This window comes from Streptomyces shinuiensis (assembly GCF_043660855.1).
GTDB lineage: Bacteria > Actinomycetota > Actinomycetes > Streptomycetales > Streptomycetaceae > Streptomyces.
Genome location: NZ_JBIHML010000001.1, coordinates 1,045,304 through 1,068,592 on the forward strand (window position 1 = coordinate 1,045,304; position 23,289 = coordinate 1,068,592).

General features: G+C 75.3%; 21 protein-coding genes and 1 pseudogene. 10 read left to right on the top strand and 12 right to left on the bottom strand.

Annotated features, from left to right (window positions below):
- Positions 1-53 precede the first annotated feature (53 nt).
- Positions 54-1,871: a gamma-glutamyltransferase family protein gene (locus ACGRHY_RS04650; RefSeq protein WP_394634115.1), complete on the bottom strand. Its 1,818-nt coding sequence runs from the start codon at positions 1,869-1,871 to the stop codon at positions 54-56.
- 162 nt (positions 1,872-2,033) lie between these two features.
- Here ACGRHY_RS04650 and ACGRHY_RS04655 point away from each other — a divergent pair, with 162 nt between their 5' ends.
- The 3 genes from ACGRHY_RS04655 to ACGRHY_RS04665 all read left to right on the top strand — a co-directional run bounded on the left by ACGRHY_RS04655 (position 2,034) and on the right by ACGRHY_RS04665 (position 4,657).
- Positions 2,034-2,831, top strand: coding sequence for an SIR2 family NAD-dependent protein deacylase (locus tag ACGRHY_RS04655; RefSeq protein ID WP_394634116.1), 798 nt, complete (start codon positions 2,034-2,036; stop codon positions 2,829-2,831).
- A gap of 109 nt (positions 2,832-2,940) precedes the next feature.
- Positions 2,941-3,723: a hypothetical protein gene (locus ACGRHY_RS04660; RefSeq protein ID WP_394634117.1), complete on the top strand. Its 783-nt coding sequence runs from the start codon at positions 2,941-2,943 to the stop codon at positions 3,721-3,723.
- A 178-nt stretch (positions 3,724-3,901) separates the two neighbouring features.
- The gene (locus tag ACGRHY_RS04665) at positions 3,902-4,657 is read left to right on the top strand and encodes a GntR family transcriptional regulator (protein WP_394634118.1); all 756 of its coding nucleotides are present in this window, start codon (positions 3,902-3,904) and stop codon (positions 4,655-4,657) included.
- Between the two features lie 92 nt (positions 4,658-4,749).
- Here the strand turns inward: ACGRHY_RS04665 and ACGRHY_RS04670 are convergent, their stop codons facing one another.
- The 8 genes from ACGRHY_RS04670 to ACGRHY_RS04705 form a co-directional block, all read right to left on the bottom strand.
- Positions 4,750-5,193, bottom strand: coding sequence for a DUF6278 family protein (locus tag ACGRHY_RS04670; protein ID WP_394634119.1), 444 nt, complete (start codon positions 5,191-5,193; stop codon positions 4,750-4,752).
- 57 nt (positions 5,194-5,250) lie between these two features.
- Positions 5,251-6,039 carry an exodeoxyribonuclease III gene (locus ACGRHY_RS04675; RefSeq protein ID WP_394634120.1) on the bottom strand — a complete coding sequence of 263 codons (789 nt, stop codon included), beginning with the start codon at positions 6,037-6,039 and terminating at the stop codon, positions 5,251-5,253.
- A gap of 82 nt (positions 6,040-6,121) precedes the next feature.
- Positions 6,122-6,787, bottom strand: coding sequence for an MBL fold metallo-hydrolase (locus ACGRHY_RS04680; protein ID WP_394634121.1), 666 nt, complete (start codon positions 6,785-6,787; stop codon positions 6,122-6,124).
- A gap of 107 nt (positions 6,788-6,894) precedes the next feature.
- The gene (gene pcaDC, locus ACGRHY_RS04685) at positions 6,895-8,190 is read right to left on the bottom strand and encodes a bifunctional 3-oxoadipate enol-lactonase/4-carboxymuconolactone decarboxylase PcaDC (RefSeq protein ID WP_394634122.1); all 1,296 of its coding nucleotides are present in this window, start codon (positions 8,188-8,190) and stop codon (positions 6,895-6,897) included.
- Positions 8,191-8,279: 89 nt separating this feature from the next.
- Positions 8,280-8,837, bottom strand: coding sequence for a hypothetical protein (locus ACGRHY_RS04690; protein ID WP_394634123.1), 558 nt, complete (start codon positions 8,835-8,837; stop codon positions 8,280-8,282).
- Positions 8,834-10,039 (bottom strand): ROK family glucokinase, encoded by a 1,206-nt coding sequence (locus ACGRHY_RS04695; RefSeq protein WP_394634124.1) that lies wholly within the window; start codon positions 10,037-10,039, stop codon positions 8,834-8,836. The genes ACGRHY_RS04690 and ACGRHY_RS04695 overlap by 4 nt, the downstream gene beginning before the upstream one ends.
- 372 nt (positions 10,040-10,411) lie before the next feature.
- On the bottom strand, positions 10,412-11,614 hold the full coding sequence (locus ACGRHY_RS04700; RefSeq protein WP_394634125.1) for a cytochrome P450 family protein: 1,203 nt from the start codon (positions 11,612-11,614) through the stop codon (positions 10,412-10,414).
- 174 nt (positions 11,615-11,788) lie between these two features.
- Positions 11,789-12,103 carry a DUF5955 family protein gene (locus tag ACGRHY_RS04705; RefSeq protein WP_394634126.1) on the bottom strand — a complete coding sequence of 105 codons (315 nt, stop codon included), beginning with the start codon at positions 12,101-12,103 and terminating at the stop codon, positions 11,789-11,791.
- 542 nt (positions 12,104-12,645) lie between these two features.
- On the opposite strand from ACGRHY_RS04705, the gene ACGRHY_RS04710 reads away from it, so the two are divergent.
- Positions 12,646-13,347: a hypothetical protein gene (locus tag ACGRHY_RS04710; RefSeq protein WP_394634127.1), complete on the top strand. Its 702-nt coding sequence runs from the start codon at positions 12,646-12,648 to the stop codon at positions 13,345-13,347.
- A gap of 70 nt (positions 13,348-13,417) precedes the next feature.
- Positions 13,418-13,888 (top strand): nuclear transport factor 2 family protein, encoded by a 471-nt coding sequence (locus tag ACGRHY_RS04715; RefSeq protein ID WP_394634128.1) that lies wholly within the window; start codon positions 13,418-13,420, stop codon positions 13,886-13,888.
- Positions 13,889-13,946: 58 nt separating this feature from the next.
- On the opposite strand, the gene ACGRHY_RS04720 is transcribed toward ACGRHY_RS04715, so the two are convergent.
- Complete coding sequence (locus ACGRHY_RS04720) at positions 13,947-15,422, bottom strand: NCS2 family permease (RefSeq protein WP_394634129.1); 1,476 nt, start codon at positions 15,420-15,422, stop codon at positions 13,947-13,949.
- A gap of 347 nt (positions 15,423-15,769) precedes the next feature.
- On the opposite strand from ACGRHY_RS04720, the gene ACGRHY_RS04725 reads away from it, so the two are divergent.
- The 5 genes and pseudogenes from ACGRHY_RS04725 to ACGRHY_RS04745 all read left to right on the top strand — a co-directional run bounded on the left by ACGRHY_RS04725 (position 15,770) and on the right by ACGRHY_RS04745 (position 21,043).
- Positions 15,770-17,506: a PucR family transcriptional regulator gene (locus ACGRHY_RS04725; protein WP_394634130.1), complete on the top strand. Its 1,737-nt coding sequence runs from the start codon at positions 15,770-15,772 to the stop codon at positions 17,504-17,506.
- A 40-nt stretch (positions 17,507-17,546) separates the two neighbouring features.
- Positions 17,547-17,741: pseudogene (locus ACGRHY_RS04730) on the top strand (DUF3099 domain-containing protein); the annotation flags it as partial.
- A gap of 168 nt (positions 17,742-17,909) precedes the next feature.
- Positions 17,910-18,764, top strand: coding sequence for a hypothetical protein (locus tag ACGRHY_RS04735; RefSeq protein ID WP_394634131.1), 855 nt, complete (start codon positions 17,910-17,912; stop codon positions 18,762-18,764).
- A 101-nt stretch (positions 18,765-18,865) separates the two neighbouring features.
- Complete coding sequence (locus ACGRHY_RS04740) at positions 18,866-19,723, top strand: (2Fe-2S)-binding protein (RefSeq protein ID WP_394634132.1); 858 nt, start codon at positions 18,866-18,868, stop codon at positions 19,721-19,723.
- A 285-nt stretch (positions 19,724-20,008) separates the two neighbouring features.
- Positions 20,009-21,043, top strand: coding sequence for a DUF2637 domain-containing protein (locus ACGRHY_RS04745; RefSeq protein ID WP_394634133.1), 1,035 nt, complete (start codon positions 20,009-20,011; stop codon positions 21,041-21,043).
- Positions 21,044-21,139: 96 nt separating this feature from the next.
- On the opposite strand, the gene ACGRHY_RS04750 is transcribed toward ACGRHY_RS04745, so the two are convergent.
- Together ACGRHY_RS04750 and ACGRHY_RS04755 are read right to left on the bottom strand one after the other, a co-directional pair.
- Positions 21,140-21,622 (bottom strand): methylated-DNA--[protein]-cysteine S-methyltransferase, encoded by a 483-nt coding sequence (locus tag ACGRHY_RS04750; protein ID WP_394634134.1) that lies wholly within the window; start codon positions 21,620-21,622, stop codon positions 21,140-21,142.
- Positions 21,619-23,139: an AlkA N-terminal domain-containing protein gene (locus ACGRHY_RS04755; protein ID WP_394637924.1), complete on the bottom strand. Its 1,521-nt coding sequence runs from the start codon at positions 23,137-23,139 to the stop codon at positions 21,619-21,621. The genes ACGRHY_RS04750 and ACGRHY_RS04755 overlap by 4 nt, the downstream gene beginning before the upstream one ends.
- Positions 23,140-23,289: the final 150 nt, after the last annotated feature.

Consider the following 23,289-nt stretch of genomic DNA (forward strand, 5'->3'; position numbering starts at 1 on the left):
ACGCGGGGTGAACGGCGCGGGCCGGGCCGCCCCGCCCGGACCGGCCCGCGCCGTCAGCGGCCCACCGCGTAGCCCTGCATCCCGCGCGGGTTGGCCGCCGCCGACAGCACGCCCGTCTCCGGGTCCCGGGCGACCGCGCACAGCCGTCCCTCCGTCCAGGGGCCGGCGACGGTCACCAGATGCCCGCGCCGCCGCAGCTCGCGGACGGCCTCCTCGCCCGCGCGGGACTCGACCGTGACGGCTCCCGGCCGCATGGTGCGCGGCCAGAACGAGCCGGGGAAGCCCTCGTGGTGCCAGCCCGGCGCGTCGATGGCGCCCTGGAGGTCGTGTCCGCCGCGCACCGGCTCGCGCAGGGCGACGGCGAGGAGGAAGTGGGTCTGCCACTGGTCCTGCTGGTCTCCGCCGGGCGTGCCGAAGGCCAGGACCGGTTCCCCGCCGCGCAGCGCGAGCGAGGGGGCGAGAGTGGTGCGCGGGCGGCGGCCGGGGGTGAGGGTGTTCGGCAGCCCGGGCTCCAGCCAGGCCATCTGGAGCCGGGTGCCGAGCGGGAAGCCGAGGGCGGGGACGACGGGGTTGGACTGGAGCCAGCCGCCGCTGGGCGTGGCGCTGACCATGTTGCCCCAGCGGTCCACGACGTCCAGGTGGCAGGTGTCGCCGGAGGTCGCGCCGTCGCGGGCCACGGTGGGCTCGCCGGTGCCCGCGGTCCCGTCCCCGGCCCGGTACCCCGTCCGTGCGGCGGCTCCGGCGGCGTGGGCGCCGAGCCGGGGGGCGCGTCCACCGGGGCTGCCGGGGCGCAGCTCGTGGGAGGCGCTCTCACCGATGAGGGTCCGGCGCCGCGCGGTGTAGGCACCGGAGAGCAGGTCCTCGAGCGGTACGGCGTCGGCCCCCTCCGCGTCTCCGTACCAGGCCTCGCGGTCGGCGAAGGCCAGCTTGCTCGCCTCGATCAGGGTGTGGAGGTACTCCCCCGTGCCGTACTCCGGCCCGCTTCCGGGCAGGTCCGCCAGGAGGGCGAGCTGCTGGAGCATCACCGGGCCCTGCGACCAGGGCCCGGCCTTGCAGACCGTCCAGCCGTGCCAGTCGTGGGTGACGGGCTCCTCGTAGGAGGCCGACCAGGAGGCGATGTCGTCGCCGGTGAGGGTGCCGGCGTGTCGCTCGCCGGAGGTGTCCATGGCCGGGCGGGCGGCGAAGTCGGCGAGCGCCTCGGCCACGAAGCCCTCGCGCCACACCCGCCGGGCGGCCTCGACGCGCCCCTCGCGTCCCGTCCCGGCCGCCTCCGCCTCGGCCAGCAGCCGCCGCCAGGTGGCGGCGAGGAGGGGGTTGCGCAGCATGGCGCCGGGCGCCGGGGAGCGCCCGGCGGGCAGATACAGCTCGGCGGAGGTCGTCCACTCCGTCTCGAACAGCTCGCGCACCCGCTCCACCGTCGCCCCGATCCTCGGGACGGCCGGGTGGCCGTGTTCGGCGTAGCCGACGGCGTACTTAAGCACGTCGGCGAGCTCGCGGGTCCCGTGGTCGCGCAGCAGCGTCATCCAGGCGTCGAACGCGCCGGGGACGGCGGCGGCCAGCGGGCCGGTGCCGGGCACCAGCTCCAGGCCGAGCGAGGTGTAGTGCTCCACCGTCGCGCCGCGCGGCGCGGGCCCCTGCCCGCACAGCACCCGCACCGGGCCTCCGGCCGGCGCCAGGATGACCGGCACCTCCCCGGCGGGGCCGTTGAGGTGCGGCTCGACGACCTGGAGGACGAAGCCCGCGGCGACCGCCGCGTCGAAGGCGTTGCCGCCGTCCTCCAGGACCGCCATGGCGGATGCGGAGGCCAGCCAGTGGGTGCTGGAGACCATCCCGAAGGTGCCCTGCAGGGTCGGGCGGGTGGTGAAGGTCATCGGCTCGGCTCCCGGGGGCAGGCGGTCGGCGGAGGGTGGCACGGTCCGCGGGCGCGGCGTGTCCGGGCGCAGTGTGCCACCGCGGCCGGGCGGAACCGCGAAAACACAGAAACACGAAAACACGGTCGAGTTCCGGACGCCCGGCTGCGTAGGCTCGAGAGCATGAGCACGCAGGGCAGGCAGGGCGCGCGGGACCCCGGTGGGAAGGGCGGGAACGTGGAGGCCGGGGCGGGCCGGAGGCCGCTGGTGGCCCTCCTCAGCGGCGCGGGGGTCTCCACCGACTCCGGAATCCCCGACTACCGCGGCCCGAACGGAGTGTGGCGCAAGGACCCCGAGGCCGAGAGGCTCGTCACCTACGACTACTACATGAACGATCCGGAGATCCGCCGCCGCTCCTGGCGGATGCGGCTGAACGGCCCGGCACTGCGGGCCAGGCCGAACGCCGCGCACGAGGCCGTGGTGCGGCTGGAGCGGTCCGGGGTGCCGGTGCGGGTGATCACCCAGAACGTCGACGGGCTGCACCAGATGGCCGGGATGCCCGACCGCAAGGTGCTGGAGCTGCACGGGACCGCGCGGGCCGTGGTGTGCACCGGGTGCGGCGCGCGTTCGGAGATGGAGCGGGCGCTGGAGCGGGTGCGGGCCGGGGTCGCGGACCCCGAGTGCCTGCGGTGCGGCGGCATTCTGAAGTCGGCCACCGTGATGTTCGGCGAGGCGCTGGACCCGCTGGTGCTGTGCGAGGCGCTGGCCGTCGCCAGGGCGTGCGAGGTGTTCGTCGCGGCCGGCACCAGCCTGCGGGTGCAGCCCGCCGCCTCGCTGGCCGGGATCGCCGCCGAGCACGGTGCGCGGCTGGTGATCGTCAACGCCGAGCCCACGCCGTACGACCCGCTGGCCGAGCGGGTGGTGCGCGAGCCGATCGGACGGGCGCTGCCGGCTCTGCTGGAGGAGCTGGCGGCGGGCTGAGGCGCCCCGCCGCGCGGGCACGGCGGGAACGGTGGCGCGGAGCGGCCCCCTCACCCCGCCCCTTGTCATGCTTCGAACAGAGACGCATCCGGCGATACGCTTCCGCACCATGGACGACAACCTGCGCGACATCGTGCTGGGCGTGCTCGCGGCCGGCATCACCACCTCGCTCGGCTGGTTCGGCCGCACCCACCTGTGGCGCCGCGCGCTCCGCCGCAAACAGCGTTTCTTCGGAATGCCGGAGCACTCCGAGTGCCTGATGGTGGTCGGCCGCAAGGCCGCCACGGGGGAAGGCGCCGTCTCCCGTGACGACGTGTTCGCCCTGCTGGAGCTGTCCGCCCTGGTCAAGGACTGCGGCGCGAACGCGCAGGTGTCGTCGCACGAGAACGTCCGCCAGGGCTTCGGCGAGCGGACCGAGTTCTGTGTGGGAGGACCGGCTGCGAACCGGCGGACGGCGGCCCACCTCCACTCCCTGCTGCCGGGGGTCCGAATCGACACCGCCCCCGAACCGGGTCCGGACCAGGCCGCGTTCACCATCGGCGGCGAGTGCTACCGGATGGAGAGGGGATCGGTGGAGTACGTCCTGCTCGCCCGGCTCACCGCGGGCGAGGGCTCCCACCCGGTGTTCGTCCTGTGCGGCCAGCGGGCCGTCACCAACCAGGCGGCCGCCCGCCACCTCGCCCGCCACCACGCCCGGCTGGCCCGCAAGTACGGCACCGACGGCGACTTCTGCCTGCTGCTGAAGGTGGTCAACTCCCAGGCGTACGGCCCCGACGTCGTCGAACTGGTCGCGGACGTCACCCGGGAGGCCACCACCGCTCCGTCCGCGCCCGCGCCCGTGCCCCCGCCCGCCCGCCGCCAGCACCGGGCACGCGGCCGGACCGAGGGCTGACCCGGTCAAGTACCGGATTGTGCAAGGAGTTCACGGAACCGGGTACCGATGTCGCCGAGGTGTTCCCGATGATGTTGCCCACGACGCCTCATGCGGCAAAGGCCCTCCTCCTACCCTGTTGACCCAGGTACGGAGACCGTTCCCACCCCGCAGGCGGCAGCACGGAGAGGAGTCCCGGATGGGCGACAGCAGACCGGTCTACCAGCGGATCGCCGACGATCTGCGGCAGCAGATCGACGAGGGGGCCCTGGCCGTGGGCTCCCGCATCCCCTCGCGTTCGGAGCTGAAGCGCACCTACGCCGCCAGCGACCAGACCGTGGACCGGGCGGTGCGCGTGCTGAAGGCCGCCGGCTACGCGGAGGGGCAGTTCGGGCGGGGGGTCTTCGTCACCGACCGCAGCCCCGCCGGCAGCCTGCTGCGCACCGGCGAGGCGGTGGACTCGCCGTTCGCGGCCAGGCTGCTCACCGGCTCCCCGCCCGCTCCCACACTGCTGTGGGAGGCCACCTCCACCGCCACCGGGGCCCCGCCGCGGATAGCCGAGCGGCTGGGGATCGGCACGGGCGACCGGGTGATGTGCACCCGGTACGAGTACCTCGCCGACCGGCGCCCGCTCCAGCTCGCCACAAGCTGGGAGCCGCTGGCACTCACCGAGGGCACCGAGGTGGTCTTCCCCGAGCGCGGCCCTTACGCCCGGCGCGGAGTGCGCGAGCGGTTCGCGGCCATCGGCCTCCCCGTGGCACGGGCCACCGAGCTGGTCGGCTCGCGGTCGGCCACCAGCGCGGAGTCACAGGCCCTGGGATGCTCTCCCGGGCAGTGCGTGACGGTCATCGAACGCACCCACCACACGGCGGACGGCCGGGCCGTGGAGACCTCCGACATCGTGGTGCGCGCGGACCGGTGGCGGCTGGAGTACCACATCACCTTCACCGGCTGACGGCCCGCTCCCAGGCCGCGACCGGGATCCGGGGTCCGGCGCGCCCCGCCCGGCGTCCGCCACGCGCCCGCCGCCGATCCGGCCGGCGCCCGTCACGCCTCGGAGGCCTCCGCGTACACCTGCGACAGCTCCGGCGTGCCGCTGAGCGCCCACTCGTGGCCCGCCGCCACCACGTCCAGCTCCCGTCCGGAGGCCAGCCGCACCACCGGCCGGCCGCTCGGCCACACCTGCCAGGCCGCGCCGGGCACCGTGCGGACGACGACGGTGCCCAGGTACAGACCCGCGTCGTTGCCCAGCCAGGTCAGCGCCTCGGGGTCCTCGTCGCGCCAGCGCGGCAGGAGCTGGTCGAGGGCGGCCAGCGACCCGGGCGTGTCCTCCAGCTCGATCCCCGCCGACTCGGCCTGCCTGCGCAGCAGTTCGCACTCGGACAGCGGCTGCGCCACTCCCTCGGCGTCATGGGGGGCGGCCTGCATCACCGCCACTCCGCGGGACATGCCGTGCTTCTTGCGCCAGTTGTCCAGGAAGGGGATGTTCATACGCCTCAGCGTGACATCACCGGCTCGGTGAACGGCACAAGGCACGCGGGCGGGCCTTCACACCTCCAGGTCGACGACGACCGGGGCGTGGTCCGAGGCGCCCTTGCCCTTGCGCTCCTCGCGGTCGACGTAGGCGTCCTTCACCGTCCCCTCGAAGGCCGGGTTGCCGTAGACCAGGTCGATGCGCATGCCCTTGTTCTTCGGGAAGCCGAGCTGACGGTAGTCCCAGTAGGTGTAGGGGCGGTCGTACTTCAGCGGGCGCGGCACGACGTCGGCCAGGCCCGCCGCGCGCAGCTCGGCCAGTGCCTCGCGCTCGGCCGGGGTGACGTGTGTGGAGCCCTCGAAGACCGCGGGGTCGTAGACGTCCTCGTCGGTCGGCGCGACGTTGTAGTCGCCGAGGATGGCGAAGGGCCGCTCCCCCGGCCCCTGCGCCGACTCCCGCACGGCCAGCTCCCGCAGCGCGGCGAACCACCTCAGCTTGTACTCGAAGTGCGGATGGCCCACCTCGCGGCCGTTGGGCACGTACACCGACCACACCCGCACTCCGCCGCAGGTGGCGCCCGCGGCGCGGGGCTCGGTGGCGCCCTCGTAACCGGGCCCCCCGGGCAGGCCGATGACCGGCTCCTCCAGGCCCACCCGGGACAGCACCGCCACCCCGTTCCACCGGCCCGAGGCGTTGACCGCGGCCTCGTAGCCCAGCTCGCGCAGCGGTTCGGCCGGGAACGCCTCCGCCGTGCACTTCAGCTCCTGCAGGCACAGCACGTCCGTGCCGCTGCTCTCCAGCCAGGCCAGCAGCCGTTCAAGCCGTGAGGTGATCGAGTTGACGTTCCAGGTGGCGATACGCATGGCAGCGAATCTACCGCCCGGCACCGACAGCCGGCGGGCGGCGGAGCGCCCTTCCGGCGGGGCTCGGCCCTTCCGGTAAGGCTCAGCCCTCCCGCAGTGCGACGCTCTGCCCGGGCTCCAGCCGGGTGTGCTCCGCGCCGGCGATGCCGGGGCCGTTCGGGCCGAGCAGTCGGCCGTAGATCAGATGCCCGAAGTCCGACAGCAGCCCGTCGTGGACGTCGTACGCCACGCGCGGCCGTACCTCGCGCACGTAGTCGACGACCTCGGCGACCCTGCTCCAGGGGGCGTGCACCGGCAGCAGCAGGGTGTCCACCGGGCGGCCGGGGACGGTCAGGGCGTCGCCGGGGTGGAAGACGGTACCGGCCGCGCCCGCGGTGACGGCGTAGCCGACGTTGGTGACGCGAGGGATGTCCGGGTGGATGACGGCGTGCAGTTTGCCGTGCACCTCCACCTCGAAACCGGCGGCGGTGAAGGCGTCCCCGCCGCCGACGGTGTGGACGCGGCCGGGGAAGGCCGCCGAGATCTGCTCGGCGACGCTGCGCAGGGTCCAGATCTGCGCGGCCGGGTTCGCCTCCAGCGCGGCGCGCAGCCGGCTCTCGTCGAAGTGGTCGGGGTGCTCGTGGGTGACCAGGATCGCGTCGGCGCCGACGGCGGCGTCCGCCTCGCTGAAGCCGCCCGGGTCGATGACGAGCGTGCGTCCTTCACGGTGCAGGGCGACGCAGGCGTGGCCCTTCTTGGTGAGCTCCATGAGGCCATTGTGCTGCCCGCCCGCGATCTCCGCCCCAGAGTCCCGCCACCGTCTCCGCCGCCCGCCGTCCCGGTCGCGGGGGCCGGTCCCGGGAGCGAGCCGCGGGGTCAGTCGCGGGGGGCGGTCTCCTCCGCTATGACGCGCCGGGCGACGGCGAACGCGGCGCCGGCGGCGGGCATTCCGCAGTAGACGGCCGTGTGCAGCAGCACCTCCCCGATCTCCTGCGGGGTGAGCCCGTTGCGCAACGCGGCGCGGGTGTGGGAGGCCAGCTCCTCCAGGTGCCTGCCGGCGGTGAGCGCGGTGAGGGTGACCACCGAGCGGGTACGGCGGTCGATGCCGGTGCGGGCCCACACCTCGCCCCAGGCGTAGCGGGTCAGGAGGTCCTGGAAGTCGCCGGTGAAGTCGTCGGTCTCCTCGGCCACGCGGTCGACATGGGCGTCGCCGAGTACGTCCCGGCGGAGCCTGAGCCCGGTGTCGTACGCGGTGCCGGGGTGGCCCCGGTGCTGCTCGCCGGCGGTCAGGGCGGCGACCGCGGCACCGGGGGGCAGGGCGTCGGGCGCGCGGCCCGTGCCGTCGGCGGGCTCCTGGGCGGGGACCGGGGCGGCCGCCGGGGTGTCCCGCCGGCCGGCGGGGAGGGCGGCCGAGAAGTGTCCGGTCAGCAGCTCGGTGATCTCGCCGGGCCGCTCCACGGGGGCCATGTGACAGGCGTCGGGGACGAGGGCGAGCCGGGCGTCGGGGATGCCCGCGACCAGGGCTCGGGCGTCGGCGGGCGGGGTGACCCGGTCCTCGGCTCCGGCGACGACCAGGGTGGGCACGCCGACGCGGGCCAGCTCCTGGCGTATGTCGAAGGAGACCAGCGCCTCGCAGGCGGCTATGTAGCAGCCGGGGTCGGTGGTGCGGACCATCTGGACGGCCCACTCGACGATGGCGGGCTGCGCGGCGGCGAAGGCGGGCGTGAACCAGCGCTCGGGGATTGAGCGGGCGATGGGGTCCAGTCCGTTGGTGCGCACCACCACGCCGCGCTGCCGCCAGGTGTCGGGGGTCGCGTGGCGGGGGGCGGAGGAGATCAGCGCCAGGGAGGTGAGCCGGCCGGGCGCGTCCAGCGCGATCCGGGCACCCACGGCGCCGCCCAGGGAGCAGCCCGCGTAGGCGAAGCGGTCGGCGCCGACGGCGTCGGCGGTGGCCAGCAGCCGGGCGGCGAGGTCGCCGACGGAGGTGGCGGGGTGGGCGGGCGCGCCACCGTGGCCGGGCAGGTCGTAGCGGAGCACCCGCCAGTGGCGGCTGAGCTCCGGGACCTGGCGGTCCCACATGTGCCATGTGGTACCGAGCGCGGGTCCCAGGACGACCAGGGGTGCGTCGGGCGGTCCGTCGGTCCGGTACTGGAGGGTCTTGGTCTCGCTCACGAAGCCCCACGCTACCGACCGCCGGGTACGGGACGGGTGGGCGGGGGCGGCAGAGCGGGTACACAGGGGCCGCCCGGCGGCCGGTTCCGTCAGAACTCGACCGTGGAGACCGCGTAGACCCGCAGGCGGTCCTCGCTGGTGACGTCCACGGTGACCGCCAGGTCGGGCCGCTCGCCGGGCCGCTCGATCCTGGTGCCCGCGTAGCGGCGGCCGGCGGCGTCCAGTTCCCAGCCCACCTTCTGCGCCTGCCGTCCGGTGACGCCGGGGGCGCCCTCGCGCAGGGCGCGCGGATCGCCGCCGGCCTCCTCGACGAACCGTTCCAGGCCCTGCCGGGAGGTGCGGAACTGCACGTAGAAGGAGCTGCGCTGCCAGCTGTTGGCCTCGTAGTGCGCCACGTAGCTGGACCCGCCGGGCACGGGCACCTCGTAGATGCGGCTCTCCAGCTTGCTGGGCCACTGCCACACCAGGCCGGTGGCGGCGGCGGCGCGCTGCTTGTCCTTGCCGCTGTCGCGGCTCTGGTAGGCGGAGAGCACCAGGTAGCCGGCGGGGACGGCGATCAGCAGCACCACGATGATCGCGGCCAGCCAGCGGTGCCTGGGCCGGTGCGGCGGAGTCCCGGGCTGCGGCAGGGACACGGTGGTGGTCAACGGCCCGCCCCCCATCCGCGCGACGGCAGCAGGCCGACCCCGGCGCGCTCGTACCGCTCCACCCGGCGGCGGTTGGCGCGGCGGAAGCGGCGGGCGACCAGCCGGGCGAGGTCGGCGGCGCCGACCATGCCGGCCTCCGGGCCGAGTTCGGCGCGCGCGATACGGGCCTCGGGACGGTAGCCGCGGCCGGTGAGGTGGCGGCGGAAGGCGTCCCGGGCGGGGCCGATCAGCAGTTCGTCGGCGGCGCTGACCCCGCCTCCGACGACGAAGCAGGAGGGGTCCAGCGCGGCGGCCAGGTTGGCGATGCCGACGCCGAGCCACTCGCCGATCTCCTGGAGGAGCTCGGTGCACATCGCGTCGCCCTCGCGGGCCAGCCCGGTGATCAACGGCCCGGTGATGTCGCGGACGTTGCCGCCGACGCGGTCGATGAGCCCGTACGCGACCGGCGACTCGGCCACCGCCAGCTCGCGGGCCTCGCGGACCAGGGCGTTGCCGGAGCTGTACTGCTCCCAGCAGCCGCGGTTGCCGCAGGGGCAGCGGTGACCGCCGGGCACGACCTGCATGTGGCCGAACTCCCCGGCCACTCCGTACTTGCCCCGCTTGACCTGGCCGTCCTCGAGTATGGCGCCGCCGATGCCGGTGCCGAGGGTGATCATGACGAGATGGTCCTCGCCGCGGCCGGCACCGAAGCGCCACTCGCCCCAGGCGGCGGTGTTGGCGTCGTTGTCGACCATGACGGGCACGGCCAGGCGTGCGGTCAGCGCGTCGCGCAGCGGCTCGTCGCGCCAGGCCAGATGGGGGGCGAACAGCACCCGGGAGCGGTCGGCGTCCACCCAGCCGGCAGCCCCGATGCCGACGGCGTGCACGTCGTGGCGGTCGGAGAGGTCCAGGACCAGCTCGGCGATGGTGTCCTCGACGACCCTCGGGCTCTTGGACTTGTCGGGGGTCTCCGCCCGGACCTTCTCCAGGATGCGGCCGTCGGCGTCGACGACCCCCGCCATCACCTTCGTGCCGCCGATGTCGATGCCCACCGTGGGCACGCGCGGCGCGGAGACGTAGGAGCGCCGCTCGCGCGTGGCCACGGCCTTGAACACCGTCGCTCTGGCGGCCGCCCTGGTGGTCGTTCCGGCGGTCGTTCCGGCGGTCGTTCCGGCGGTCGTTCCGGCAGAGCCTCGGTGCGCCCGGTCACGGTACGTACTCATCACCGTCGATTGTGCCCTACGGAGCCCCGCGTTCCGGGTCCGAGGCACGGGTGCACGCCAGTTCGCGGCCGAGCCGGTCCGGCTCGCCGCCGGAAAGGTGCCGCCGTGCCGCCGATCGGCTCGGTGAGGCCGGGGTCGGGGCCGGTGAGCGTCCAGCCGTTGCGGAAGCCGACCGCGGGGGTGACCGGCAGGGACACCGCGACGCCGGCCCACGCGTTCGCCGTCCTCCGGCGGCTGGGCATCGAGGACACCCGCCGAGCCGGTGACCGTCACGCCCGCCGACAGGTCGGACCCCCGCCCGTCAGGGACACGGGAGGGACCGGGCGGCGCGGGTGGGGTGGAGGAGGTGGGCGGGACGGAAGAGGCGGGCCCTCAGAAGCGCACCGGCAGGCGGTGCGGGCCGCGGATGAGCATGCCCTGCCGCCAGGAGAGGGCCGCGGGGTGGATGTCGAGGGCCAGGTCCGGGCAGTGGTCCAGCAGCGCACGGACGGCGACGCGACCCTCCAGCCGGGCCAGCGGGGCGCCCAGGCAGTGGTGGATGCCGTGCCCGAAGGCGAGGTGGCCGCGGGACGCGCGGCGGATGTCGAAGCGGCCGGGGTCCGCGAAGCGCCCCGGGTCGCGGTCGGCGTCGGCGAGGGCCGCCAGCACCAGCTCCCCGCCGCCGGGGATCACCGTCCCTCCGATCTCGACGGGCTCGGTGGTGAAGCGGTAGCTGGGCGTCTCGACCGGGCCGTCGTAGCGCAGCATCTCCTCGACCGCGCCCTCGGTCAGGGAGGGGTCCGAGCGCAGCAGGGCGAGCTGGCCGGGGTGGGTGAGCAGGGCGAGGGTGCCGTTCGCGATCAGGTTGACGGTGGTCTCGTGGCCCGCGATGAGCAGCAGCCAGGCCATGCCGAGCAGTTCCTCGGCCGACAGCCGGTCGCCGTCCTCGTCGGCGGTGTGCAGCAGGGCGCTCAGCAGGTCCTCGCCCGGCTGCCGCCGCTTCTCCTCCAGCAGCTCGGCGAGGTACGCGGTGACGGCCTCGTTCGCGGCCCGCTTCTCCTCGAAGCCCGCGTTCCCGACGGCGGTGGCCGACCAGGCCCGGAAGGCGTCCCGGTCCAGGAACGGCACGCCCAGCAGCTCGCAGATGACCGTGATGGGCAGCGGGAAGGCGTAGGCGTCCACCAGATCGGCCCGCCGGCCCGGCTCCTTCAGCATCGCCTCCAGCAGCCCGTCGGCGATCTCCCGCACCCTCGGCTCCAGGGACGCAGTGCGCCGCGCGGTGAACTCGCGGGCGACCAGCCTGCGCAGCCTGGTGTGGTCCGGCGGGTCGGAGCTGAGCATGCTGACCCCGGCCGCCGGAGGGCCCACCGGCAGGGCGGGCGAGGCGTTGCTCCAGCGCTTGGACAGGCGCGGATCGGTGAGGACGGCCCGCGCCTCCTCGTATCCGACGACCAGCCACGCATGGACGCCCTCGGGCATCAGCACCCGGTGCACCGGGCCGCGGGCGCGCAGTTCGGCGTAGACGGGATAGGGGTCGCGGGCGAAGTCCTCGCCCAGGGAAGCCAGATCGACAGGTGCCCGCTCGTCCGTGCTCATCCGCGCCTCCGCTGTGTGGCCGTCCGCCACCGATGATGCCGGCGGGGGTCTTTCGGCGACATCGTTATCCGGTCAGGTGGTCCGGCGGGCCGCAGGTGGGCCGAAACAGGCCGTGCGGAACCTTCCCGCGACGGCCTGCCCGCGTGCCCGGGCCGCCGGGGTGCGGGACTTCCCTCAGCGCGTCGGCCCGCCGAACAGCTCGACGGCCCTGCGCACCTCGGCCAGCGCCTCGGCCAGCGCGCTCACCGACCCGACCGCCCCTGCGATCAGGAGCAGCGAGTGGCGCACCCGGACGACCTCGGGAGCGCCCGCGCGGAGCGCGGCGTCCACGGCGGCCAGTTCGTCCTCGGCTATCTGCCGGTCCGCCAACTGTGGACGGTAACCGGCCAGTTCCCGGTGCAGCCGGGCCACGGCCCGCCGCAGTGCGATGACCCGCGGGTCGTCCTGTCCTTGGACGACCGCCCGGCGCCCTACCGCTTCCTTCCGCAACGCAGCTCCCCCCACATGGATGCTGTGTTCCTCGTCGTCTGCCGTCGTGCTCCGTCGTGCTCCGTCTTCCCGTTGCCGGTTCTCCGCGGCGCTCCCACGCCGTTCCGCCGCCGTACGGGCTCGCGGCCCGGCCCCTCCCGGAGCCGTGCGGCCGGAAAACCGGAGCCGTGCGGCCGGAAAAGGGGTGCGCACAGTAAACGCCACTCTCCGCACATCGCGCTACACGGAGGGCGAGAATCGGGGCATGGTTCAGGCCAGCGGGACCGGCCGGGCCGGCAGGCGGTCCCGGACGCCCGGGCGGCGCGCCGCCCGGTGACGGGGGCGGGCCGCCGGGCGAACATGACCGGAAGTCGATCCTCCGGTCCGCCGCGGGACGCCACGGCCCTGCGAACCCGTTCCCGGCGGGCGCGTGCGTCGGGGACGATGAGCCCGCGAACCCCTTGTCCCCGCGGCCCTCCGGCCCGACCGTCCACCTGGAGCCGAGATTGGCAGAGACCGTGCCGGTGCGGTGCCCTCAGTGTCGTCGTGAGCACCTCTACACCGTGCCTTCCTACCCGTGCCGCTGCGGCGCCCCCGTGGCGCCCGCGCTGCTGCGCGGCGGGATCCCCGTACGGATCCGGCACCGCGCGTGGGCCGACTCCTGGCTGACGCTGCGCTGCTCCGCCTGCGGGCGGCACGACGAGTGGCCCCGGCCGGAGCTGGGCTGCCCGTGCGGCGCGCTGCTGCGGCCTCCCCTCGCCGAGCCCTCCGGTGCGGCCGCCCCGTCCGTCGTGCCCGCGGGCGGGGCGGCCGCACCGGGGGACGCGCCGCTGCCGGACGCGGCCCGTGAGCGGCCCGACTTCCAGCCGGTCGCCATCCGCACCGCCCGGGACGTGGTGACGGCCGCCGCACTCTACCTGGGCTGGCTGGGCTTCGAGCGGGTGCGCCCCGTGGTCGGGGCCCTCCCGGTCCCGGGCGTCGACCTGCGCGGGCCCGAGGTCCTGGCCCGGGTGGATCCCACCACCTCGCCGACCGGGCCGGACGCCGTCGAGACGCTGTGGCTGCACGGCCTCAACGAGTCGGCGGTGGCCGTCTGCTTCTCCCTGGCGGGCTACACCCGTCAGGCGCTCGGCCGTGCGAACGGTCTCGGGCTGCCACTCTTCACGCTGGACCTGGCGGGCACTCCGCAGCCGGTCAACGAGGCGGCGCACGCGCTGCTCCGCACCGGCGGCGGCCCGAACCGGCCTCCGGCGGAGTTCACTTAATCAAATTTGACCAGTGAGATGACCGGTACTACCCTCCCAGCAACTAGTCAAGTTTGATGAATGGAGAGTCTTGCCGAAGAACACCGAGACCGCCACGGCCCTGACCGGCTACACCCCGACCGAGGAGGACCTGCGGAGCGTGGAGGAGTGGTTCGCCTCCTACGACGAGCTCGCCTCCTCCCCCACCCCGGAGAACGTCGAGCGCATGGCCGACATGGCCGTCTTCCCGCTCAACCTGGTGACCGACGGCTCCGACGGCGACGGCCGGACGGACCAGTGGGACCGGCGGCGTTACACCGAGACGATGAACGCGGTGATGGGCTGCGGAGGGGACGAGGATGTCCGCTTCGACTCGGCGCGCACCCCGTTCTTCCTCTCACCCTGCCTCGTCGTGGTGTTCACCGACTCGGTGACGACGGCCGGCGGCGAGGAGCACCGCATGCGCTACGCCGACATCCTGGTGCGCCGGGGCGGCGTCTGGCGCTTCCAGACGATGGTCCAGAGCGGCTGGGCCGAGATGATGAAGGAGCGGCGGGACTGACGGCGCCCCCTCCGTGCCGGACCGGGCGGTCATCCGGTCCGGTCCGGCACCGGTCGGCTCACCCCTCCGCCCCTCCTCCCGTACCGCCCACCGCGAAGTGGACGAGGAACACCGCCGTCAGCAGCCACATGAGCGGCCCCGGTTCGCGCCAGCGCCCCACCGCCGTCCGCACGGCGGTGTAGGCGATGACGCCGGCGCCGATGCCGGTGGTGATGGAGTAGGTGAAGGGCATCAGGACGACGGTCAGGAAGACGGGGATCGCCGTGGTGCGGTCGGTCCAGTCCACGTACCGGGAGTTCCGCATCATCATCGCGCCGATGACGACCAGCGCGGCGGAGGCCACCTGACCGGGCACGACCAGAGCCAGCGGGGTGAACAGCAGCGCCGCCGCGAACAGCAGCCCGGTGACGACGGCGGACAGCCCCGTACGGGCGCCCTCGCCCACCCCCGCGGCCGACTCGACGAAGACCGTCTGGCCCGACGCGCTGGCCACTCCGCCGACCACCCCGCCGGCTCCGTCCACCAGCAGCGCCCGGCCCAGCCCCGGCATCCGCTCCCGCTCGTCGGTGAGACCCGCCTCGTGGCCGACGGCGATGATGGTGGCCATCGCGTCGAAGAACCCGGCCAGTACCAGGGTGAAGACGATCATGGTGAAGCCGGTGACGCCCAGATCCGCCAGGCCGCCGATCTCCACATTCCCCAGCAGGCCGAAGTCGGGGGCGGAGACCAGCCGTTCGGGGAGTTCGGGAACGGCGCCGCCCCACTCCTCGTCGCCGATGCCGAGGACGGCGGTGGCGACCGTCGAGGCGGCGGTGCCGGCCGCGATACCGACGAGGAGGGCGCCGGGCACCCCACGGGCCAGCAGCATGAAGGTCAGCAGCAGGGTGACGCAGAAGGCCAGCACCGGCCAGCCGGCCAGCCGGCCGCCCTGGCCGAGGGTGACCGGGGAGCCCGGTTCGCCCAGGCCGACGAAGCCCGCGTTGACCAGGCCGACCATCGCGATGAACAGGCCGATGCCGATGGTGATGGCGTGTTTGAGCGCCGTCGGGATCGCGTCCATGATCCGCTCGCGCATCCCGGTGACCACCAGCAGGATGATCACCGATCCGTAGATCACGCACATTCCCATCGCCTGCGGCCAGCTCACCTCGGGGGCGACCTGGGTGGCCAGCACTCCCGAGACGCCCAGCCCGGCGGCCAGCGCCAGCGGAACGCGGCCGATCAGGCCCATGGCGACGGTGGTGACGGCGGCGGCCAGTGCGGTCGCGGTGATCACCGCGGCGGGGTCGAGCCGGTTCCCGTAGCGGTCGGGGACGGACAGCAGCACGGGGTTGAGCAGCAGGATGTACGCCATCGCCATGAAGGTGGTGACGCCGCCGCGCACCTCCCGCGCGACCGTGGAGCCGCGGCGGGAGACGTGGAACCAGCGGTCCACGGGCAACCCCCTGGGAGACGGGGGGCCGACCACCCGGGGGTCCTCGGGGGGCTCGGGCTTCTCGGGGCGCTCGGGCCCGCCGGGGTCCTCCGGGCTCATGGGCCGCTCGGGCGCCCGGCGCCGGCGGCGGGCGCCGCCTCCCGGTCGGCGGGGCACGGGAAGTCCATGGCGTCGGCTCTTCTCGGTCGGTCGCGTGACCCCGCCGCCTGCCCGCGGCGGGGGCGGGCGCCGGGCGGGTGTGCGGGGATCGGGTGCCACATCCGTGTTACACCGCGCGCCCCCCGCGGACCGGCTCGTCGCCCGGCCGGTGCGGTCACCGGTGGCACGAAGCACCCGTACGGCCCACGCTCAGGTCTTGTAGATTCGAACGAAAGCCCGCGGGGCCGCGGGGTGCGGTACGCGCGCCCCGCGCACGAACGGTACGGAAAGATCGGCGGACGACGACGATGCGGTTGCGCGCACTCCTGGACAGCCCCTTCCCGGGGCTGCGGATCCTGAGCGGCGAGGAGGAGCTCGACCGTCCGGTGCGGGGCGTGATGACCACCGACCTGCGGGATCCGAGCCGCTATCTTTCGGGCGGCGAGCTGGTCCTGACGGGACTGGCCTGGCGGCGCGGACCCGAGGACTCCGAACCGTTCGTCCGCGTCCTGGCCGCCGCGGGCGTGGCCGCGCTGGCCGCGGGCGAGGCGGAGCTGGGCCCGGTGCCCGGGGATCTGGTGACGGCCTGCGCACGGCACCGGATGCCGCTGTTCTCGGTGGACGAGAAGGTCGCCTTCGCCACCGTCACCGAGCATGTGGTGCGGCAGGTCTCCGGTGAGCGGGCCGGCGATCTGGCCGCCGTGGTGGAACGGCACCGGCGGCTGATGTCGCCGGGCCCGGCGGGCGGCGGCCCGGAGGTGGTGCTGGACCTGCTGGGCTCCGATCTGGACCTGCGGGCGTGGGTGCTCTCCCCCGCCGGCCGCCCGGTCGCCGGGCCCGGCGCGGACCGGCTGCCGGCCTCCGTCCGCACCCGCCTGGCGGGCGAGCACCTGGCGGCGGTGCGGGCGGGGCGCCCCGGCCCGCACCGTGCGGTGGCCGACGGAGCGGTGTACTCGCTGTTCCCGGTGGGCGGCCCGCCGGCCGGTGCGGAGGGGGCCGGGCCCCGGGGGGCGGTGCTGTCGGCGCTGTCGGGCTGGCTGCTGGCCGTGGAGGCCGACGCGGACGAGTGGCCGGCCGAGCGGCTGGACCTGCTGCACGGCGTCACCCGGCTGATCGCGGCCGAGCGCGAGCGGCGGGACGCCGCACGCTCGGTGGGGCGCCGTCTGGCCGGGGAGGTGCTGGAGCTGCTCCGCATCGGCGCGCCGTCGGCCGAGGTCGCCGCCCGGCTGCGGGTGACGGCCCCCGCGCTGCTGCCCGGGGCCGGGGCCGCTTCCCTGTGGCAGGTGATCGTCGCCCGACTGGACTGGGAGGGCGGCCCCGGCCTGCCCGAGGACGAGCGGGCCCGGGCCGCCGGGGCCCTGCTGGAGGAGGCGCTGGCCGGTCCGGTCGTCGGTCAGGACGCGGCGGACCGGGTCGCGGTGGTGCCGGCCGGCGGGGAGGCCGTCGCGCTCGTCCCGTTTCCGGCGGCTCCCGGACAGGAGGCCGGCGGTGGGGAAGCCACCGGTGAGGAGGCCGGGCCGCCCGCCGGGACCGAGGGCGCGTTCGCCGCCGCCGACCTGCTCGACTCACTTCGGACCCCGCTGGAGCGCGGCCTGGACGGCCTCGGTGGCCCCGACGGACGGCTGACCCTGGGCGTCAGCGCCGCCGTCCACTCCGCCGGGGGCCTGCGCGGGGCCCTGGAGGAGGCCCGCCACGCCCGGCGCGTGGCCGCCGCCCGGCCGGGGCGGGTCTGCGCGGCCGGGCACGAGGAGCTGGCCTCGCACGTCCTGCTGCTGCCCTTCGTACCCGACGACGTGCGCCGCGCCTTCACCGCCCGGCTGCTGGACCCGCTGTACGAGTATGACCGGCGCCACCGCGCCGAACTGGTGCCCACCCTGGAGGCGTTCCTCGCCTCCGACGGCTCCTGGACGCGCTGCGCCGCCCACCTCCGTCTGCACGTCAACACCCTGCGCTACCGGGTGGGCCGCATCGAGCGGCTCACCGGCCGCGACCTGTCGCGGCTGGAGGACAAGGTGGACTTCTTCCTGGCCCTGCGCATGCGCTGAGCGCCCGCCCGGACCGGCCCCGCCCCGGACCGGAAGGGGGTACGCGCGCAGGCGGCGCCGCTACTTCGCGCTGATGGGTCCGTGCCTGGCCCTCTTCGTCGGCGCGTGGGCCTTCGTGCGCCTGTGGTCGGTCCCGCCGGCGATCGCGATGTGTCTGGTGGCCATGGTCGTCCCACCGGTCGCGGCGGCCGTCGCCAACCGGCGGGAGCCGGACGACCGCCGGTGGGAGGATTGACCGCGGCGGCCGAAAACGCATGCCGTCCGGAGTGTGTCAAGAGCTGACCAAGATTGTGAAACCGTTCACACTTACCTCTTGGCGGGGCCCCGGTGTTCGTGCTGGGATTCGCTCACATCCGGCTCGACGGCGCGCTTGGTTGGGGAGGGCACTGTGGCGGAGACCGCCATGTCAGGTTCGGTACGGCTGGAGGGTGCGGGATCGGGTGCGGGGTCGGGGCCGGGCGCTGACGCGGAGGGCGGGCCGCTCGACCACGCGGTGTGGCGGCTGAGGTCGCGCGGCTGCTGGGAGGACGCGGCGGCGCTGCTGGAGCCGGGGGTGGCGCGGGAGGACGCCGGGGCGGCGCTGCGGCGGGCGGGGCTGCTGGTGGAGCGCTGCATGTTCACCGCCGGCGGCTGGGAGCGCGCCGAGGAGGCGCTGCGGGTGGCCGAGGCCCTGGCGGCGACGGACGAGGAGCGCGGCGCGGCCGCCTGCGAGCGCGGCCACCTGGCCTACGCCGCGACGGTGCTGGCCGTACGCGACCGGGCCGACGAGGCCCGTGCCGCGCTGGGGCGGGCCGCCGCGCTGCTGCCGCCCGACTCCTCCCGGCGGGCGATGCTGGACTTCCGGCGCGGCCTGATGACCGAGCACTTCGGCGACAGCCCCCAGGCGGCGCGGGCGGCGTACCGCCGGGCGCACGCCGCCGCCACCGCCCAGGGGGACGCGCTGCTGTGCTCCTTCACCTGGCGGCATCTGGCCGGGCTGGCCCTGCGCGGCGGCGAGCTCGCCGAGGCGCGGCACGGCTTCGCCGAGTCGCTGCGGCTGCGCGAGGAGCTGGGTTACCTGGTGGGCATGGCCCCGGCCCTGGTGGCCCTGGCGGACGTCCAGCCGGAGCCGGAGGCGGAGCGGCTGCGGGCCGAGGCGCGGCGGCTGTTCCGTCTGCTGGGCGGGGTGCCGAACTGGCTGGCCGAGCGGCTGGCGCGGGAGGGCGGGGAGCGGTCCCCGGCTCCGGGTCCGGATCCGGCGGGGGATTTCGCGGAGTGACGCGCGCCACTCGTGCGGACGGCGTTGCCCCGGCACCGATCACATGAGCTAAGGTAAGCCTTACCTGTTATAGCCGTCGATTCGGTGGTACCCGCATGGCCATGTGCACCCTCGCCCCCGCGCCCGAGGCGCCCACAGCACCGTCGCCGCTGGCCGCGGCCTACGGCCGCCTGGCCGAGGTCTTCCCCAGTCTGCGGGTCACCGAGGTGCGGGAGGCCGGCGAACTGCCGCGCGGCGGCGGCTGGGTGCGGGCGGCGGAGCTGACCGAGGGCGGCGCCGCCCTGGAGACCTTCCTGGCCTGGGACGACGAGCAGGTACGGCGCGACTACGGCCGGCAGGCCCGGCCCGACGTGGTCGCCGGCTTCGGCCTGCACCGCTATGCCTGGTCGGTCTGCCTGCTGGTGACGCTCCCCTGGTTCCTGCACCGCCGGGCGCCGCGCGTCCCGGTGGGTTCGGTGGCCTACGACCGCGCCTCGGGCCGGCTGGCGGTGTGCGCCGAGGAGTTCTCCTGCCTGCCCGGCGACCCGGCCGCCGCCCTGCCCGGCGCCCGCGTCCTCCACGGTGAGGAGGCGCTGCGAGCGGCCGTGCGGGAGTCGGTGGCCGAGCACCTCGGTCCCGTCCTCGAGGCCTTCCGGCCGCGCATGCGCCGCGGACCGCGCGCGCTGTGGGGCATGGCGACGGACGAGATCACCGAGGGCCTGTGGTACGTCGGCCACCTGCTGGGCGAGGAGCGGCGCGCGATGGCCGAGGCGGAGCTGCTGCTGCCGGGCTCGGTCGCCCCGTTCCCCCGGGGCGCCGCCTTCCGGGAGCTGACCGGGCCGGACGGCGAGAAGTACCCGACCCGGGACCGGGCGAGCTGCTGCATGTTCTACACGCTGCGCCCGCAGGACACCTGCGTCACCTGCCCGCGCACCTGCGACGCCGACCGGGTGGAGCGGCTGGGTGCCGCGCGCGCCTGATCCGCCGTCCGCCCCGCTCCGGGGAGGGCCCGGAGCGGGGCGGACCGGCCGGGCGGGACGTGCGAGGCGGACTCCCCCGGGGTTCGAGCGTCCGGCCGGTGACCGGCGGCGAATGCGGCTCGCTACACTCCTGTTCGCACGTTCTGGCCACCATCGGCGGTTTTTTGGGCCCAAAGGGCCTGCCACACAATCTTTTTTCCGCCAGGATGCTGCGGGTCAACGAAGCCAACGCGAGCACGGCGGGGCCGTCTTGACGGCATGCCGCCAGGCAGGGGACACCCCCGGATGAGACTGACGGACATATCGATGAACTGGGTGCTGGCGGGTGCCGTACTGCTCGTCGGCGCCCTGGTCGCGGTCGTGTTGATGGGCCGCGGAAGCGGACGCCACAGGACCGAGGAGGACCAGGCCGCGGACTCCTGGGAGCGCATGGAGGAGCGCCGCCGCCGCAAGGAGACGGTCTACGCCATCGCCTCCTACGTACTTCTGTTCTGCTGCGCGGGCGTCGCCGCCGCGCTCTCCTTCCACGGCCTGGTGGGATTCGGCAGGGAGAACCTGGGGCTGTCGGGGGGCTGGGAGTTCCTGGTCCCCTTCGGCCTGGACGGCGCGGCGATGTTCTCCGCCGTCATCGCCGTGCGCGAGGCCAGCCACGGTGACGCCTCCCTCGGCTCGCGGCTGCTGGTGTGGCTCTTCGCGGGTGCCGCGGCGTGGTTCAACTGGGTGCACGCCCCGCGCGGCGACGAGCACGCGGGTGCCCCGCAGTTCTTCGCGGGCATGTCGATCGCGGCGGCCATCCTCTTCGACCGGGCGCTCAAGCAGACCCGGCGCGCCGCCCTGCGCGAGCAGGGCCTGGTGCCGCGTCCGCTGCCGCAGATTCGGGTGGTGCGCTGGCTGCGCGCGCCGCGCGAGACCTACGCCGCCTGGTCGATGATGCTGCTGGAGGGCGTGCGGACACTGGACGAGGCGGTCGACGAGGTCCGCGAGGACCGCCGCCGCAAGGAGGAGGAGCGCGCCCGCAACCGTGAGCAGCGGAAGCTGGAGCGGGCCCGGCTGCGGGCGATCAGCCGACTGGGCCGCGGTGCCGACGCGCAGCAGGTGGAGCTGGAGGTCAGCGCGGCCTCGCCCCAGCCCGCCCGGCCGCGCGCCGCGCTCCGGGCCGCCTCGGACGACGCCGGCGCCGGCGCACTGGGGGCGGACGGGCTGCGCAAGGTGGACCCGCCCCGCCCGGCGGACACGTTCGGCTCCGACGAGAGCCTGACCAGTCCCCGGCTGGACTCGCTGGAGGCCAAACTCGCAGCCATCGAGAAGCAGTTCGGCTGACCCTCCCGGCTCTGCCCCGCGGCCGCCGCGGCCGGTTCCCACCGGCCGCGGCGGCCGTACGGTCCCGTCCGCGCTCCCGGGCCGCTCACCGCGTCCTCACAGCACCCCTTCGAGGGTGAGCAGCAGCTTCTTGCGCTCCAGTCCGCCCGCGTATCCCGTCAGCGATCCGCTCGCGCCGATGACGCGATGGCAGGGGTGCACCACCGTCAGCGGGTTGGCGCCGACCGCTCCCCCGACGGCCCGCACCGAGCGCGGCTCCAGGCCCGCCATGACGGCCAGTTCGCCGTAGGTGACGGTGGTGCCGTACGGGATGCGGTCCAGCGCGGCCCAGACCCGCTCGCGGAACTCCGACCCCCCGGTGGCCGGGGTGAGGTCGAACTCCTTCAGCTCCCCGGCGAAGTAGGCGCCGAACTGCCGCACCACATCGGCGAAGGCCGCGTCGTCGCGCCGCCAGCCGGGCAGCACACGGGCGCCGCCCTTCTGGCCGGGCACGCTGACCGAGGCCAGTACGCCGGGCTCGGGCCCGGCGATCAGCAGCTCGCCCAGCGGGCTCGGGCAGGTCGTGTAGAGGGTCGTCATCGCTTCTCCGCGGTCTCGGTTCCGGTCTCGGTCGGGGGAGGGGTGAGGGTGGCGTTCCACAGATGGTGCAGGGCGTAGGAGCGCCACGGGCGCCAGCGCTCGGCGTCCCGCGCGCGGGCCCCGATCCGCTCCAGTCCGTGCCGCGTCCCGGCGTCGCCGGGCAGGAAGACGTCGGGGTCGCCCAGTGCGCGCATCCGGACGCAGCCGGCCGTCCACGGGCCGACGCCGGGCAGGTCGAGCAGGGCCCGTTCGGCCTCGTCCCGGTCGGCTCCGGGGTCGAGGACGAGGGCGCCGTCGGCGAGGGCGGCCGCGACGGCGCGGATCGCCAGGCGGCGGGAGCCGGGCATCCGCAGTTCTTCCAGGGGCGCCCCGGCGAGGGTTCCGGGGTCGGGGAAGACGTGGGTGAGACAGCCGTCGGGGGCGGGCAGCGGCTTGCCGTACGCCGCCACGAGCGCGCCCGTCAGCGCACGGGCCGCGCCCACGGTGATCTGCTGGCCGAGTACGGCGCGCACCGCCGCCTCGTGCGGGTCGGACGCGCCCGGCGAGCGCAGCCCCGGCAGTCCGCGGACCAGGGGTCCGAGCAGCGGGTCGCAGCCCAGTCGGTCGGCGACGGCGTACGGGTCGGCGTCCAGGTCGAACAACCGCCGCATCCGCTGCACGGCGGTGGTCAGGTCCCGCAGGTCGGTCAGGTGCAGCCGGCACGGCAGCCAGCCACCGCCCGGACCGCCGCCCGCCTCGTCCGCCCTCTCGCGGACCTCCGCGACGCCGTGGCCGTGGGGCAGGGCGAGGGTGCGCCGGTAGGTGCGGGCGCCGCTCTCCCCGGTGACCTCCTCGACGCCGGGGACGGCCCGACGCCGGAGGAAACCGAAGATCTCCTCGGCGGCGTACGGGCCCCGGTGGGCGAGCCGCAGCGCCACTCCCCCGCTCTCGGCCGCCTCCCGGGCCCGGATCGCCGCTCTGGCGCCGCCGCGGGCGCGCAGTTCGCGCGGGGTGCAGGCGTGGGCCTCGCGGATCGTGTCGTTGAACTGCCGCACGCTGGCGAAGCCGGAGGCGAAGGCGATCTCGGTGACCGGCAGCGCGGTGGTCTGGAGCAGCACCCTGGCGGTGTGCGTCCGCTGGGCGCGGGCCAGGGCGACGGGCCCGGCGCCGAGGTCGGCGGTGAGCCGGCGGTGTACCTGGCGTGCGCTGTAGCCCAGCCGGCGGGCGAGCCCCTCGACGCCCTCGCGGTCCACGACACCGTCGGCGATCATCCGCATCGCGCGGCCGGTGAGGTCGGCCCGCGCGTTCCACTCGGCCGACCCCGGCACGGCGTCGGGCCGGCAGCGGCGGCACGCCCGCAGACCGGCCCGCTGGGCGGCGGCGGCCGAGGGGAAGAACCGCACGTTGCCCCGCTTGGGGGTGACCGCCGGGCAGCTCGGGCGGCAGTAGATGCCGGTGGTGAGCACCCCGGTGAAGAAGACGCCGTCGAACCGCTCGTCGCGGCTGCGGACCGCCTCGTACCTGGCCTCGTCGTCCATCACGCGATCCAGTGTGCGCCGCCCGGCGGGCCGCCACTGGCGGAAATCGGACGCGGCGATGAGGGCTGCCCGGCCCTTTCGGAGCCGCCCGGGAGACGTGAGCCTCCGAGGCGGGGGCCGCGCGCGGCGTCCGGGTGCCGGGCACGGCGG

Coding starts and splice junctions, on each gene's coding strand:
- ACGRHY_RS04650 (WP_394634115.1), bottom strand. CDS start 1,871: ATGACCTTCACCACCCGCCCGACCCTGCAGGGCACCTTCGGGATGGTC.
- ACGRHY_RS04655 (WP_394634116.1), top strand. CDS start 2,034: ATGAGCACGCAGGGCAGGCAGGGCGCGCGGGACCCCGGTGGGAAGGGC.
- ACGRHY_RS04660 (WP_394634117.1), top strand. CDS start 2,941: ATGGACGACAACCTGCGCGACATCGTGCTGGGCGTGCTCGCGGCCGGC.
- ACGRHY_RS04665 (WP_394634118.1), top strand. CDS start 3,902: ATGGGCGACAGCAGACCGGTCTACCAGCGGATCGCCGACGATCTGCGG.
- ACGRHY_RS04670 (WP_394634119.1), bottom strand. CDS start 5,193: ATGAACATCCCCTTCCTGGACAACTGGCGCAAGAAGCACGGCATGTCC.
- ACGRHY_RS04675 (WP_394634120.1), bottom strand. CDS start 6,039: ATGCGTATCGCCACCTGGAACGTCAACTCGATCACCTCACGGCTTGAA.
- ACGRHY_RS04680 (WP_394634121.1), bottom strand. CDS start 6,787: ATGGAGCTCACCAAGAAGGGCCACGCCTGCGTCGCCCTGCACCGTGAA.
- ACGRHY_RS04695 (WP_394634124.1), bottom strand. CDS start 10,039: ATGAGTACGTACCGTGACCGGGCGCACCGAGGCTCTGCCGGAACGACC.
- ACGRHY_RS04700 (WP_394634125.1), bottom strand. CDS start 11,614: ATGAGCACGGACGAGCGGGCACCTGTCGATCTGGCTTCCCTGGGCGAG.
- ACGRHY_RS04720 (WP_394634129.1), bottom strand. CDS start 15,422: ATGAGCCCGGAGGACCCCGGCGGGCCCGAGCGCCCCGAGAAGCCCGAG.
- ACGRHY_RS04725 (WP_394634130.1), top strand. CDS start 15,770: ATGCGGTTGCGCGCACTCCTGGACAGCCCCTTCCCGGGGCTGCGGATC.
- ACGRHY_RS04735 (WP_394634131.1), top strand. CDS start 17,910: ATGTCAGGTTCGGTACGGCTGGAGGGTGCGGGATCGGGTGCGGGGTCG.
- ACGRHY_RS04740 (WP_394634132.1), top strand. CDS start 18,866: ATGTGCACCCTCGCCCCCGCGCCCGAGGCGCCCACAGCACCGTCGCCG.
- ACGRHY_RS04745 (WP_394634133.1), top strand. CDS start 20,009: ATGAGACTGACGGACATATCGATGAACTGGGTGCTGGCGGGTGCCGTA.
- ACGRHY_RS04750 (WP_394634134.1), bottom strand. CDS start 21,622: ATGACGACCCTCTACACGACCTGCCCGAGCCCGCTGGGCGAGCTGCTG.
- ACGRHY_RS04755 (WP_394637924.1), bottom strand. CDS start 23,139: ATGGACGACGAGGCCAGGTACGAGGCGGTCCGCAGCCGCGACGAGCGG.